At 70.8% G+C, this 12,614-nt stretch carries 10 protein-coding genes and 2 pseudogenes; 5 read left to right on the top strand and 7 right to left on the bottom strand.

Annotated elements, in window-relative coordinates; translation table 11 throughout:
- Window positions 1-37 precede the first annotated feature (37 nt).
- The 5 genes and pseudogenes from OG700_RS02120 to OG700_RS02140 form a co-directional block, all read right to left on the bottom strand.
- Window positions 38-2,392 carry a glycoside hydrolase family 65 protein gene (locus tag OG700_RS02120; RefSeq protein WP_405607959.1) on the bottom strand — a complete coding sequence of 785 codons (2,355 nt, stop codon included), beginning with the start codon at window positions 2,390-2,392 and terminating at the stop codon, window positions 38-40.
- The gene (locus OG700_RS02125; RefSeq protein WP_405607962.1) at window positions 2,389-3,150 is read right to left on the bottom strand and encodes an HAD family hydrolase; all 762 of its coding nucleotides are present in this window, start codon (window positions 3,148-3,150) and stop codon (window positions 2,389-2,391) included. Before OG700_RS02125 ends, OG700_RS02120 begins: the two co-directional genes overlap by 4 nt.
- 290 nt (window positions 3,151-3,440) lie before the next feature.
- Window positions 3,441-3,731 (bottom strand): annotated as a pseudogene (locus tag OG700_RS02130) (transposase); the annotation flags it as partial.
- A 152-nt stretch (window positions 3,732-3,883) separates the two neighbouring features.
- Entirely contained in the window at window positions 3,884-4,462 is a 579-nt protein-coding gene (locus OG700_RS02135) for a hypothetical protein (protein ID WP_405607965.1), read from the bottom strand.
- A gap of 77 nt (window positions 4,463-4,539) precedes the next feature.
- On the bottom strand, window positions 4,540-4,674 hold the full coding sequence (locus OG700_RS02140) for a hypothetical protein (protein WP_405607968.1): 135 nt from the start codon (window positions 4,672-4,674) through the stop codon (window positions 4,540-4,542).
- 259 nt (window positions 4,675-4,933) lie between these two features.
- Here OG700_RS02140 and pgm point away from each other — a divergent pair, with 259 nt between their 5' ends.
- Window positions 4,934-6,580: a phosphoglucomutase (alpha-D-glucose-1,6-bisphosphate-dependent) gene (gene pgm / locus OG700_RS02145; RefSeq protein ID WP_405607971.1), complete on the top strand. Its 1,647-nt coding sequence runs from the start codon at window positions 4,934-4,936 to the stop codon at window positions 6,578-6,580.
- Between the two features lie 50 nt (window positions 6,581-6,630).
- Here the strand turns inward: pgm and OG700_RS02150 are convergent, their stop codons facing one another.
- Window positions 6,631-7,530, bottom strand: coding sequence for a hypothetical protein (locus OG700_RS02150; RefSeq protein ID WP_405607974.1), 900 nt, complete (start codon window positions 7,528-7,530; stop codon window positions 6,631-6,633).
- Window positions 7,527-8,783, bottom strand: a complete 1,257-nt coding sequence (locus tag OG700_RS02155; RefSeq protein WP_405607977.1) for a glycosyltransferase family 4 protein — start codon at window positions 8,781-8,783, stop codon at window positions 7,527-7,529. Before OG700_RS02155 ends, OG700_RS02150 begins: the two co-directional genes overlap by 4 nt.
- Before the next feature lie 252 nt (window positions 8,784-9,035).
- Here OG700_RS02155 and OG700_RS02160 point away from each other — a divergent pair, with 252 nt between their 5' ends.
- The 4 genes and pseudogenes from OG700_RS02160 (at window position 9,036) to OG700_RS02175 (ending at window position 12,551) form a co-directional block, all read left to right on the top strand.
- The gene (locus OG700_RS02160) at window positions 9,036-9,863 is read left to right on the top strand and encodes an aldo/keto reductase (protein ID WP_405607980.1); all 828 of its coding nucleotides are present in this window, start codon (window positions 9,036-9,038) and stop codon (window positions 9,861-9,863) included.
- An 80-nt stretch (window positions 9,864-9,943) separates the two neighbouring features.
- Window positions 9,944-11,014, top strand: a complete 1,071-nt coding sequence (locus OG700_RS02165) for a hypothetical protein (RefSeq protein ID WP_405607983.1) — start codon at window positions 9,944-9,946, stop codon at window positions 11,012-11,014.
- 112 nt (window positions 11,015-11,126) lie between these two features.
- Window positions 11,127-11,438, top strand: a pseudogene (locus OG700_RS02170) (SAM-dependent methyltransferase); the annotation flags it as partial.
- Window positions 11,439-11,741: 303 nt separating this feature from the next.
- Window positions 11,742-12,551 (top strand): PrsW family intramembrane metalloprotease, encoded by an 810-nt coding sequence (locus OG700_RS02175; protein WP_405607986.1) that lies wholly within the window; start codon window positions 11,742-11,744, stop codon window positions 12,549-12,551.
- Window positions 12,552-12,614: the final 63 nt, after the last annotated feature.

Below are 12,614 nucleotides of genomic sequence, written 5' to 3' on the forward strand. Positions count from 1 at the left end.
ATTTGTCACAACACGCGAAAGTGCGCGCCGCCTGAGGTCAGCGGCGCTGCCCGGCGGCGTTGGGCCGGCGCCCCGGCGGGTACTCCGGCGTCGGCGCGGCCACGACGGCGGGAATCGCCCGGGCCTCGGCGGCCCCGCCGTGGACGGTGACACAGTCGCCGTAGTGGCGGATCTCCAGCGGCTCACCGGTGGACAGGGTGTACGTGGCGGTCGTCGCCGTGATCTCGACGCGCAGATGGCGGCCCCGGAACTGCATCGTGAAGGCGAGCCGGCTGATTTCCTCCGGCAGCCGGGGCGAGAACTCCAGCCTGTCCCAGGTGTGCCTCATCCCCCCGAAGCCGGCCACCAGCGCCATCCAGGCGCCCGCGAGCGAGGCGATGTGGAGGCCGTCGCGGGTGTTGTGCTCCAGATCCTCCAGGTCCATCTGCGCGGCCTCGGTCAGATAGTCGTAGGCGAGGCGCAGATGACCCGTCTCCGCGGCGATGACCGCCTGGCAGCAGGCCGACAGGGAGGAGTCACGGACCGTGAGGGGTTCGTAGTAGGCGAAGTTGCGCGCCTTGTGCTCGGCGTCGAAGTACGAACTGCACTTGAACATCGCCAGGACCAGGTCCGCCTGTTTGACGACCTGCTTGCGGTAGATGTCGAAGTACGGGAAGTGGAGCAGCAGCGGGTACTGGTCGGGCCGGGTGCCCTCGAAGTCCCAGCGCTGGTGCCGGGTGAATCCGGCGTCCTGCTCATGCACCCGCAGCTCACTGTTGTAGGGGATGTTCATGGCGTCGGCGGCGTCGCGCCATGCCGCGCTCTCCTCCTCGTCCACGCCGAGTTCGGCCGCCCGGTCGGCGTGGGCCTCCACGATGCCGGCCGCCGCCAGCAGATTCGTCCGCGCCATCAGGTTCGTGTACGTGTTGTCGTCCACGACGGCGCTGTACTCGTCGGGTCCGGTGACGCCGTCGATGTGGAAGGCGCCGTGGGGGTCGTGGTGTCCGAGCGATCTCCACAACCGTGCCGTCTCCACCAGCAGTTCGACGGCGCAGTCACGCTCGAACTCCGCGTCGTGCGTGGCGTCCAGATAGCCCACCACCGCGTCGGCGATCCCGGCGTTCACATGAAAGGCCGCCGCGCCGGCCGGCCAGTAGGCCGAGCATTCCGATCCTTCGATGGTCCGCCAGGGGAACGCCGCGCCCCGCAGCCCGAGTTGCTCGGCGCGCTCACGCGCGGCCGGCAGGGTGCTCTGGCGCCAGCGCAGCGCCTGGGCGACCGCGTCCGGTGAGGTGTAGGTGAGCAGCGGCAGGACGAACGCCTCGGTGTCCCAGAAGGCGTGCCCGTCGTAGCCGGAGCCGGTCAACCCCTTGGCGGGGATGCCGCGTTGCTCGGCGCGGGCGCCGGCCTGCAGGACGTGGAAGAGGGCGAAGCGTACGGCCTGCTGGATCCCCTCGTCGCCGTCCACCTCCACATCGGCGCACTGCCAGAAGTCGTCGAGGTAGGCGCGCTGTTCCCGGGCGAGCCCTTCCCAGCCGACACTCGCGGCACCGGCGAGAGCGGCGTCCACCTGGTCGCTGACGGCGGGCAGCGACCGGGTGCTGGACCAGCCGTACGCCACGAGCTTGTCGACACGCAGTCTCTTGCCCGGGGACAGGACCGAGGTGACGGTCAGCCGGGCGATGTCGTCGTCGGACTCGCACTCCGTCGTGGTCTGCTCGGGTCCGGTCACGACATGGTCCGCCGCCGCGCCGACGCGCAGTGCGCTGCGGCGGGTGGAGTGCACCAGCCGCAGCCGGTTCCCGGACGCGTAGGTCTCCTCCGCCTGGAGCGGCGACTGAAGCGCGACGGAGGTGCGGGGATCGGCCGCGGCGTCGGGCAGCTGCTCGTTGGCCACCAGCTCGGACTGGATGACGATGCGCACCTCGGAGTCGACCGCCTCGACCTCGTAGGAGACGGCGGCGACGGCGCGCTGGGTGAAGGACACGAGCCGGGTGGAGCGCACCCGTACGGTGTTGCCCGCCGGTGAGGTCCACTCACAGGTGCGGTGCAGCAGGCCGCCGCGCAGGTCCAGCACCCGCTCGTGGGAGCGCAGTTGCCCGTAGCGCAGGTCGAACGGCTCGTCCTCCACCAGCAGGCGGATGATCTTGCCGTTGGTGACGTTGATGACGGTCTGGCCGGACTCCGGGTAGCCGTAGCCGGCTTCGGCGTACGGCAGGGGGTGCAGTTCGTGGACGCCGTTGAGGTAGGAGCCCGGCAGACCGTGCGGTTCGCCCTCGTCCAGATTGCCGCGCCAGCCGACATGGCCGTTGGAGAGGGCGAAGACCGACTCGCTCTGCGGCAGCACGTCGAGGTTGAGTTCCGTCTCCCGCAGCGACCAGGGCTCCACCGCGTACATCGAGTCGGTGATCACGCCTGCGGCTCCTGGTCCGTCTCATTGTTGGCGAGGTCGGCCAGATCGGTGACGACCGTGTCCGCGCCGTGGGCCCGCAGGGCGTCGGCCTGGCCCACCCGGTCGACCCCCACGACGTACCCGAAGTGTCCGGACCGGCCCGCTTCCATACCCGCCAGCGCGTCCTCGAACACGGCGGCGTCCGCCGCCCCGACGCCGAGGTCGGCCGCCGCCGCGAGGAAGGGTGCGGGGTCGGGCTTGCCGGGCAGCCCGCGCTGTGCCGCGACGACTCCGTCGATACGGGTGTCGAAGAGGGTCTCGGCGTCGATCGCCCGGAGGATGTCACGGCAGTTGGTGCTGGAGGAGACGACGGCGGTACGCAGCCCGCCCGCCCGGACGGCCCGGATGTAGCGCAGCGAACCGTCGTACGCCTCGACGCCGCCGGCCTTGATCCTCTTCAGCAGCCGCTCGTTCTTGCGGTTGCCGAGCCCCTGGACGGTGTCCCGGTCGGGCGGGTCGCCGGGGGCGCCTTCGGGCAGTTCGATGCCGCGCGAGGCGAGGAAGGCGCGTACGCCGTCGGCACGGGGAAGGCCGTCGACGTACTGGTTGTAGTCCGCGACGGCGTCGAAGGGGCGGAATTCCCCGTCACCGCGCTTTCGCAGGAACTCGTCGAACGTCTCCTTCCAGGCAGCCGCGTGGACGACGGCCGTCTTGGTGATGACACCGTCGAGATCGAACAGGCAGGCCTGGATTCGGTCCGGGAGGCCGAGTGTCGTCATGCGGGGCACCTTCTGCCGAGGAGGTCCGTGGAAGGGGGCTGCTTTCCAGGCAATCGTAGGGCGGAGGCGCTTCCGGGTCCTGTGGAGTATTCGCCGTACGAACTCCGCGACGGGCGGAAAGCGGGGTAATCCCCGAGCGAATACCAAGGGAATCCTGAGCGAATCCCGGAAAAGCTACGGCGAAGTTCCGGGAAAGTTCCGGCGAAACCCCTCAGTGGACCGTTCGGAAGTCGCTCATTCGGCGGTGGTGGTATACACCCCGATGCCGGGCGGGACGCGTACCGACCGGCATCGACGGCCGGCACCAGGCGCCCGCCGTCGAAACGCGGAAGCCTCAGCCCAGCCGGCACCGTCCGCGGCTGGTCGACGTCGAGCGGCCGTTGTCCAGACCTCCGTACATCGCTCCGTGCCCACGACGCTGCTCGGGCAACAGCGTTGAATCCACCGGGGACTTCACCGCACCGTCCGCACACGGCACCGCGTCGGACAGCTCGAACAGTTCATCGCGCCGAGCGGTCGGACACGCGTAGAAGCCCCCGGAAGCGTGACGCCTCCGCGAACGCTTCCCTCCGGACAGCAATCTGGCAGCAGACTCACCCCTCACGGCCTTCGCCTTGACCGGTGCGCCTTGGCCGGAGCACGGGATCAGACGAAGGCTGGCGGCGGTGGGGCAGAATTGCCCGCTTCAAACTGCCGGAACGGGCTCAGGAAGGGCGGGCCCCTTTCTCGTCAGCTACGAGATGCCGGCTCGCTGACGCAGTTTCGTGACCTGCTGGACCAGCTCGCGAGCCTCGGCGACCTCGTCGTCATCGACCATCCCGAAGCCGAAGTTCGACTCGCTGCTTCGCTGCTTCTCCAGTGCCTCGCAGGCTTCTGTGTGATGCTCCAGGAGGACATCGAGGAGTGTGTCTCCGCACCTGCCCACTTGGCCCCCGGGCCGCGCTCCTCTCCTGATCTCGAACACGTCGGCCCGTCCTTCGGACAGTTCGCTCAGCCGATAACAGATAACGCTTCCGCCACGCCGGGCCCTCAGACCGAGAAGACGCACAAGCAGGACGAGGTCGGCATCCGCCTCAAGGAAGCGCTGCTCCGTTTCATCCGTTCCATGGGGGTTTCCTGACGGTTCCTCATGTTCCGGTGGTGTCGCGAGTTCCCACGGCTGATTCGTGAACTCCAGCAGCAGATCGGTGTCATCACGATTCGACTCTGCGAGCACGAAGAACTCTCGCGGAAATTCCACGCCGTAGCACTCGGTAATGACTTGCTGTGGGCGAAGGCCCTCTCGATAACAGCCATACGCCAGCGCCACCATGGATGAATGGTCGGCGCGCGAGGCGCGCTGTCTCAGATGACCCGGCGGCTCACTACCGCCGGGGGGAGGTTCGGGTATCACGCTGCCTCGTTCATAGCCCTGGTGAGCGATGGCAATGACACTCGCTCGCCGTTGATGTTCGCGCGGTCGAGGAAGTACTCGGCGCCGAGTGTTCTGGCCAGATGTGCTTCCGCGCGGAGTCGTTCAGCCATGGTTTCAGGCCGGGCTGGTGGATGCAACCGAACCGCTGTGCACGAAGGGGAGACACTGACGCACCGCGCATCTGGGAGCGACTGCAGTTCAGTGTCGAAGCCCTCCATGTCCTGCTGGAGAACTGGCCGCGCGCCGAGCCGGCGTCGCCCACTGGCGCGGCCTCACCTCATAGGGTTACGTAGCACGCGCCAGGGCGACGGGCCCGACGCTCCGGGCGGCGGCCGACCGACCGACATGACCATGATTTGGAGTTCGCCGATGGTGCACGACAGGGCGGGGCAGCCGGCGCGACCCGGCGATCTGGTGGACGTGGCACGGCTGGTGACGGCCTATTACGCGCTGCACCCGGATCCGGCCGAGCCCGCGCAGCGGGTCACCTTCGGTACGTCGGGCCACCGCGGCTCCGCCCTGGCGGCGGCGTTCAACGAGGACCACATCGCCGCGACCACCCAGGCCATCTGCGACTACCGGACCCGCCAGGGCCCCGACGGGCCGCTGTTCCTGGGCGCCGACACGCACGCCCTGTCCGAGCCGGCCCGGGTCACCGCGCTGGAGGTGCTGGCCGCCAACGGCGCCACCGTCCTGATCGACTCGGACGACGGCTACACGCCCACCCCCGCCGTCTCGCACGCCATCCTGACGTACAACCAGGGCCGCGCCTCGGGCCTCGCCGACGGCATCGTGGTCACGCCGTCGCACAACCCGCCCGCCGACGGCGGTTTCAAGTACAACCCGCCCAACGGCGGCCCGGCCGGCTCGGACGCCACCTCCTGGATCCAGGACCGCGCCAACGCGCTGATCGAGGCGGGTCTCAAGGACGTCCGCCGGATTCCGTACGCGCGGGCGCTGGCGGCGGACACCACGGGCCGGCACGACTTCCTGGGCCGGTACGTCGACGACCTGCCGTCCGTGCTGGACCTGGACGCGGTCCGCGAGGCCGGGATCCGGATCGGCGCGGACCCGCTCGGGGGCGCGTCCGTCGGGTACTGGGGCCGGATCGCCGAACGGCACCGGCTGGACCTCACGGTGGTGAACCCGCTCGCCGACCCGACCTGGCGGTTCATGACGCTGGACTGGGACGGCAAGATCCGGATGGACTGCTCGTCGCCGCACGCCATGGCCTCGCTGATCGAGCGGCGCGACGAATACACGATCGCCACCGGCAACGACGCCGACGCCGACCGGCACGGCATCGTCACGCCGGACGGCGGTCTGATGAACCCCAACCACTATCTGGCCGTCGCCATCCAGTACCTCTACGCGCACCGCGAGGGCTGGCCGGCCGGCACCGGGATCGGCAAGACGCTGGTCTCCTCCTCGATGATCGACCGGGTCGCCGACGACCTCGGCCGGACGCTCGTGGAGGTGCCGGTGGGCTTCAAGTGGTTCGTCGACGGTCTGTACGACGGCAGTCTGGGCTTCGGTGGCGAGGAAAGCGCCGGCGCGTCCTTCCTGCGCCGCGACGGGCGCGTGTGGACCACCGACAAGGACGGCATCCTGCTGGCGCTGCTGGCCTCGGAGATCACCGCCGTCACGGGCTCCACCCCCTCCCAGCACTACGCGGCGCTCGCCGACCGCTTCGGCGACCCGGCCTACGCCCGCGTGGACGCCCCCGCGACCCGGCAGGAGAAGGCTGTACTCGCGAAGCTCTCCGCCGACCAGGTCACCGCCGACTCCCTGGCGGGCGAGCCGATCACCGCGGTCCTCACCGAGGCGCCCGGCAACGGCGCGGCGATCGGCGGCCTGAAGGTGTGCACCGACAGCGCCTGGTTCGCGGCGCGGCCCTCGGGCACCGAGGACGTGTACAAGGTGTACGCGGAGAGCTTCCGGGGCCCGGAGCACCTCGGCGAGGTGCAGGAAGAGGCGAAGACCCTGGTCTCGGCGGCACTGCGTGGCACGAGTTGACGCACCGTCATTTCTGATGGTGCGTCAACTCGGCTGGCTAGCAGCGGTGTTCACCCGGCGGGCGTCAACGCCACGTCCACAGCGAGGTCGTTGTCGACGGTGTAGTACGGACGCACCGTCACCCCGCCGAGCGTGGCGGCCGGGTAGACGAAGACCGTCTTGCGGTCCGCGACGTCGTCCAGCAGCCGGGCCACCCGGATCCGCGACGCGCCCGCGGCCGGGAGCACATACACGTCCCAGACCGCCGGGGCCGCACCGTCCCCGGGCTGTCCGCGTTCCGCCAGGAGATCCTGGTAGTCGGCGGTGAACGAGAAGTCCTGGCCCCCCTCGGCCCGGAGCGCGAGCTGCCGTACGACGGTGTCCCGGCCCCGTCGGTGCAGCAGCGCCGCCGCGCCCTCCCCCAGCCGGGCGCCGAACAGCCGCGCCCGTACGGTCATCGAGTGGCCCGCGAAGACGATCCGGCCTGCCTCCGCGTGGGTGGTCCGCAGCCAGGCCCGTACGGCGAGCCGGCCGTCCTTGGTGGCGTACGGGATCCGGACCGCCAGCGGCGTCGCCCGGCCGTCGCCGGCACCGGACACCAGCGCGCGCAGATCACGCAGGCCGGGCAGCAGCGGTGTGCGCTCCTCGCCCGGCATCCCCAGGACGTACGCGTCCCAGCGGCCCTCCGTAAGGGCGGGCGCCGCCTCCAGGACGGCCCGCCACTGGTCCTGACCTGCGGGCTCCAGCGCGACGACGCGGCCGGTCTCCTCCGCCCGGTCCTTCGGCTGCCCCTTCGCCGGGCGCGGTTGGAACAGCAGTCGGGGGTGCGCGGAGGCGGGCAGCGGCAGCCGTACGCGTACGACGAAACGCCCCTCCTCGTCCACGGCCACGTCCGCGCGGGGCTTCTCCACCGGTCCGTTCACGCTGCCGCCGCCACTGCCGACGCCGCTGCCACTGTCGCTGTCGCTCATCGCCGCGCCTTCCGTACGGTCCGCACAATGCTGCTGGCCGCGACGAGCGCGGTGTCCTTGGCCGCGTAACCGCCGCTCACCAGGGCATGGTCCGTCCCGCTCGCCGGTGGTCTGCCGTCGCTCCGGGCCGCCAGCAGATCCTCGAACAGCCGCTCGGCCTGGGCCACGACCGGGCCGGGGGCGTAGCGCCGGGAGTTGTCCAGCGCGGCGCGGCCCATCCGGCGGCGCAGCTCGTCGTCGCGTACGAGGTCCAGCAGGGCGCCGGCCAGCGCGTCGCGGTCTCCTACGGGGACCAGTCGGCCGTCCTCGCCGGGGGCGATGATCTCGCCGGGGCCGTAGTCGCAGTCGGTGCTCACGACGGGCAGTCCGCAGCGCATCGCCTCGACGATGGTCATGCCGAACGGCTCGAAGTTGGACGTGGCCGCTCCGATCGAGCCCTTGACCCACTCGGCTTCCATCGGGATCGCCGCGCCCATCAGGAAGACGTTGTTGTACAGGCCGAGCCGGTCGATGAGCGCGCGCAGCCGCTCCTGCTCCTCGCCCTTGCCGTAGATGCGCAGTTGCCAGTCGGGCCGCTCGGCGGCGACCGCGGCGAAGGCCTCGATCAGCAGGTCGAACCGCTTCACGGCCACGAGCCGTCCGGCGGCCAGCACGACGCGCTCGCGGCCGTCCGCCGGCGGGAGGGTCGGGGTCGGGACGCTGTTGGGCAGCGCCTGCACCCGTACGCCCGGCAGCCGCATCTTGCGCCGGTAGGCGGCGGCGTCGGCCTCCGTGACGGGGGTGATCGCGTCCAGACGGGGATAGACCCGGCGCAGCGCGTTGCGCAGGCGCGGCGGGTGGTTGTCGAGCGTGAGGTGTTCCTGGCCGACGCGCACCGTGCCGGCGGGGGCCTGGAGGGCGAGGTGCACGTTGAGGCCGGGCCGGGTGCCCACGACGACGTCGGCGTCGAGCGACGCCAGCGCCTCGCCGATGCGCTCGTCGGTGAGCGCGCTGTACTGCCCGTAGCGGTACTCGGCCGAGGGGAAGACCTTCGCCGGTGTCAGATGCCGTGGATCGTCCTTCTCGTGCCGCAGGTCCACCAGGGGCCGCAGCCGCACCCGGGGGTCGAGCGTGAGGTTCGGCCGCTCCCGGTGCCGGAGAGCGGAGATGATCTCCACATCGTGCCGATCAGCCAGCGCGCGGGCCAAGTTGAACGTAGTGGTGATCGTCCCTCCTATCCCATACGCGTTGTGTATTAGAAATGAGATCTTCATGTCGTGCAGGACGGGTTGGACCTACGGATGGTTGCCTGCGCGCCTCCCTGGGTAGGGAGTTGAGCCCTCTCCGTGACCCCGCCGCCCGACCCCGCCGCCCGACCCCGCCGCCCGACGCCTCGACCCGGCACGCGCACGGGAGACCGTCGGACCATTTGCCGCATTTACCGGTTTTGTTGGGAATGTGATCGGGAAGGCGGCCCTGTGGACCGACCCCTCGCTGCCGTCGAGGCAGCACGACAAGGAGCCACCATGACCTCGGTACCCGGCATCACGCTCAACAACGGGGTGGAGATCCCGCAGCTCGGCTTCGGCACCTTCCAGATCCCGCCGGCCGACGCGCGACAGGCGACGCTGACCGCTCTGGAGATCGGCTACCGGCACATCGACACGGCGCAGATGTACGGCAACGAGAAGGAGGTCGGCCAGGCGGTCCGCGACTCCGGGCTCGACCGGGACGACATCTTCGTGACCAGCAAGCTGAACAACCCCTTCCACGCGCCGGACGCCGCGCACGCCGCGTTCGACCAGAGCCTGGCGGACCTCGGGCTGAGCCATCTCGATCTCTTCCTGATCCACTGGCCGCTGCCCGGCGTCGGGGACTTCGTGGAGACCTGGAAGGCCCTGGAGGAGATCTACCGCTCCGGGCGGGCGCGCGCCATCGGCGTCTCCAACTTCCAGCCGAACCACCTCCGCCGCCTGCTGGCCGGCTCCGTGGTCGTACCCGCCGTCAACCAGATCGAGGTGCACCCGTATCTGACCCAGGACGCGGTCCGGACGTTCAACGCCGAGCAGGGCATCGCCACCGAGTCCTGGTCCCCCATCGCCAAGGGCAGGGTGCTGGACGACCCGACCATCACCCGTATCGCGAACGACGCCGGCCGGACTCCCGCGCAGGTCACGCTCCGCTGGCACCTCCAGCGGGGCGACATCGTCTTCCCGAAGTCGGTGACCCGAAAGCGCGTCGAGGAGAACTTCGCCCTGTTCGACTTCGAGCTGAGCGAGGCCGACATGGCCGAGATCTCGGCCCTGAACCGGGACGAGCGCACCGGCCCCGATCCCGACCTCATGACCGGCTGACGCCCGCCCCGCCGCCCGCTCCGTGACCGATGTGCCAACTCCGTGACCCGCCGGCCGGTGCGTACGGCAAGATCGGTCGTATGACCGAACAACGGGGCAGCGCACCGCACCACAGCGCCACGGACGAGACGATCGCGGCCCTGGCGGTCCGCCTCCGCGCGTCGGAGACCGGCGGCTGGACAAGAGACGCCACGCGAGCACTGGTCGTCCGGCTCGGCTGGGGCTGGAGCGACAGCCCGGTCGTCGTCACCGGCCGCACCACCGGCGACGCGCGGCTGCGTCCGGTCGGGAAGTACGAGGAGCGGCACGTCAGCGGAGAGGCGTACGTCGAACTGGCCGTCCCCGTACGGCGCGCCGAGCCGGACGCGGCCTCCCAGGCGGAGGCGTTCCGGCTGGCGAAGGACGAGCTGACCGGGGCGCTCGGCGAGCCGTCGATCATGGGTGTGCACGGCAGGCTGGCGCCGTTCCTCGGCGCCGTGCAGAGCTGGGGCTCCCCGTATCTGCGCTGGCGCGGCGAGTCGGACACGCTCGAACTGCGCGCCGGGCCGGCGGGGCCCGAGCTGGTCCTCCAGCCCACCGACCCGGCGGAGAGCTGGTTCGTACGCCAGGGAAACGGCGAGGAGCACGGGATCACCGGCTTCTTCGGCTTCCGGTCCGACCCGGCGAACGGGGGGCTGACCTTCCCCGGCGGCTGGCGGACCCGCAGTTGGGAGTCGGTGACCAGATCGCTCGCCGCCTTCCTGACGACGCTGCCGGCCGAGACGACCGCGCTGCGGACCCCGATGTGGATGCCGGTCTACGGCCGGATCAAGGGGAAGGGCGCGCCGATCCTGTTCGACATCGACTGCGGCGACCGGCTGATGATCGCCTCCTTCGCGGGCGACGACGTCGACCCGCCGTCGCTGGGGTGGGGTACGGCGGCCGACCACCCGAAGACCGGCAGGCCCTGGCCCGACGCCAACCACCCGCGGCTGCGCATCGACGCGGGCGGTCCGGGCGAGCCCGCCGGTCAGGCGCTGGCCGAGACGATCGTGGCGACGGCCCGCGCGATGGGTGTGGAGTCGCCCGAGGACCTGCTCATCGGCACCGAGGCGGGGGACGTGGGGGCGTACCGGGTCACGTTCTACGGCCTGGGGCTGCCGATGGCCTGAGCCGGCCGGGACAAGCACGTCGAGCACCGCGAACTGATCAACTCGCCGCCGCTGTGGCTGACTTCACCCGCCGGCCGGTGACGCCCGGGGGACCCGGCGGCGGCGCCCGAACATGTCGTACCGCCTCCCGTCGCCTCGCCACGCACCCATCGGAGAGCTCCGTACGACGGCAGGGACGCCCAGGCCTCAGGTCGACACCGGCAAGCCGCACCCCGCGCGGGTCCATGACTGGCTGCTCGGAGGCCAGGACAACGACGAGGTCGACCGTCAGGTGGGCGAGAAGCTGCCGCCCGAGTCGAGGGACGGCGCGCGCCAGAACCGGGCGTTCACGCACCGCGCCGCCGCCTGGCCGGCCGGCAACGGCGTGACCCAGTTCCTGGACATCGGCACCGGTATCCCGACCCGGCCCAACCCGCGCCAGATCGCCCCGCCGGGGTCGGCCGCTTCTTCGACGGGCACGACCTGGTCACGCCCGGACTGGTGACTGCGCCCGCGTGGTTCAAGGACACGGCAGCCCCCACGGCGGAGATGGAGCGGCATCTACGCGGGCGTGGCCCGCATCCCGTAACGGGTGGCCCCGGTCGGTGCCGGCCGTGCCCGGCGCGGGCCGTCGTGGCAATCCGGCCGCCGTTCTGACACGGCCGGGTCGCTGCACACGCCCACGGCTCGGTGCGGCTTACGCTGCGGTGGCTTCACTGCCGTCGACGCGAGACCGAGGTGCTGTGCGATGCCGACGACCATGCGCAAGTGGGCATGGCTGCCCGTTCTGGCCGTGGGGCTCGGGCTCTATCTCCTGGTGCAGAGCACGCTCATCGACACCGGCAACATCAACTACGTACCGTCCATGATCCTGTTGGGCGCGGTCGTCGTCCCCCTCACCTTCCTCACCTTCGTCGCCGGGCGTACGGGCGAGTGGCAGATCGGCCCGTTCGTGCTGGCGATCGCGGCGCTGTTCGGCGGCGTGGTCGGGATCGTGGCCGCCGGACGGCTGGAGTTCGCCACCCTGCGCGGCCTCGGCACCACGTCACTGATCGGCATCGGCCTGATCGAGGAGTCGTGCAAGCTCATCGTGCCCGTCCTGATCCTGCTGTGGGAGGTGCGACGGGGCACCGTGCGGGTGGCGGACGGACTGCTGATCGGGATCGCGGCGGGGATGGGCTTCGCCGCGCTGGAGACCATGGGGTACGCGTTCACGGCGCTGCTGGCGTCCCAGGGGAACATCGGTGACGTCGAGCAGACCCTGTTCCTGCGCGGACTGACCTCGCCCGCCGCCCACATGGCGTGGACGGGGCTGGTCTGCGGAGCCCTGTGGGCGGCCGTGGCGGCGCGCTGGACCCTGGCGGCCACCGTACGGCTCCTGATCACCTTCGTGTTCGCGGTCGCCCTGCACGCGCTGTGGGACGGCCTCAGCGGACGGTTCACGTACTTCCTGCTGGCCGTGATCTCGCTGACCTGGCTCTTCGTCGAACTTCACCGGAGCGACACCCTGTCCTGGGACAGCCAGCCCGCACGTGCGCGACGCGCGCCGCGGCCCTGAGGCAGCGCAGCGCCCGCGAGGCCAGGTTGGTTCGCATGTAATCGACCACCTGCGACGTCCCGA

This window comes from Streptomyces sp. NBC_01508 (assembly GCF_045040315.1).
Classification (GTDB): domain Bacteria; phylum Actinomycetota; class Actinomycetes; order Streptomycetales; family Streptomycetaceae; genus Streptomyces.

What these genes read in the sequence shown, in the direction of transcription:
- OG700_RS02125 (WP_405607962.1), bottom strand. Translation starts at nt 3,150, where the DNA reads ATGACGACACTCGGCCTCCCGGACCGAATCCAGGCCTGCCTGTTCGAT.
- OG700_RS02135 (WP_405607965.1), bottom strand. Translation starts at nt 4,462, where the DNA reads ATGGTGGCGCTGGCGTATGGCTGTTATCGAGAGGGCCTTCGCCCACAG.
- OG700_RS02140 (WP_405607968.1), bottom strand. Translation starts at nt 4,674, where the DNA reads ATGGCTGAACGACTCCGCGCGGAAGCACATCTGGCCAGAACACTCGGC.
- pgm (WP_405607971.1), top strand. Translation starts at nt 4,934, where the DNA reads ATGGTGCACGACAGGGCGGGGCAGCCGGCGCGACCCGGCGATCTGGTG.
- OG700_RS02150 (WP_405607974.1), bottom strand. Translation starts at nt 7,530, where the DNA reads ATGAGCGACAGCGACAGTGGCAGCGGCGTCGGCAGTGGCGGCGGCAGC.
- OG700_RS02155 (WP_405607977.1), bottom strand. Translation starts at nt 8,783, where the DNA reads ATGAAGATCTCATTTCTAATACACAACGCGTATGGGATAGGAGGGACG.
- OG700_RS02160 (WP_405607980.1), top strand. Translation starts at nt 9,036, where the DNA reads ATGACCTCGGTACCCGGCATCACGCTCAACAACGGGGTGGAGATCCCG.
- OG700_RS02165 (WP_405607983.1), top strand. Translation starts at nt 9,944, where the DNA reads ATGACCGAACAACGGGGCAGCGCACCGCACCACAGCGCCACGGACGAG.
- OG700_RS02175 (WP_405607986.1), top strand. Translation starts at nt 11,742, where the DNA reads ATGCCGACGACCATGCGCAAGTGGGCATGGCTGCCCGTTCTGGCCGTG.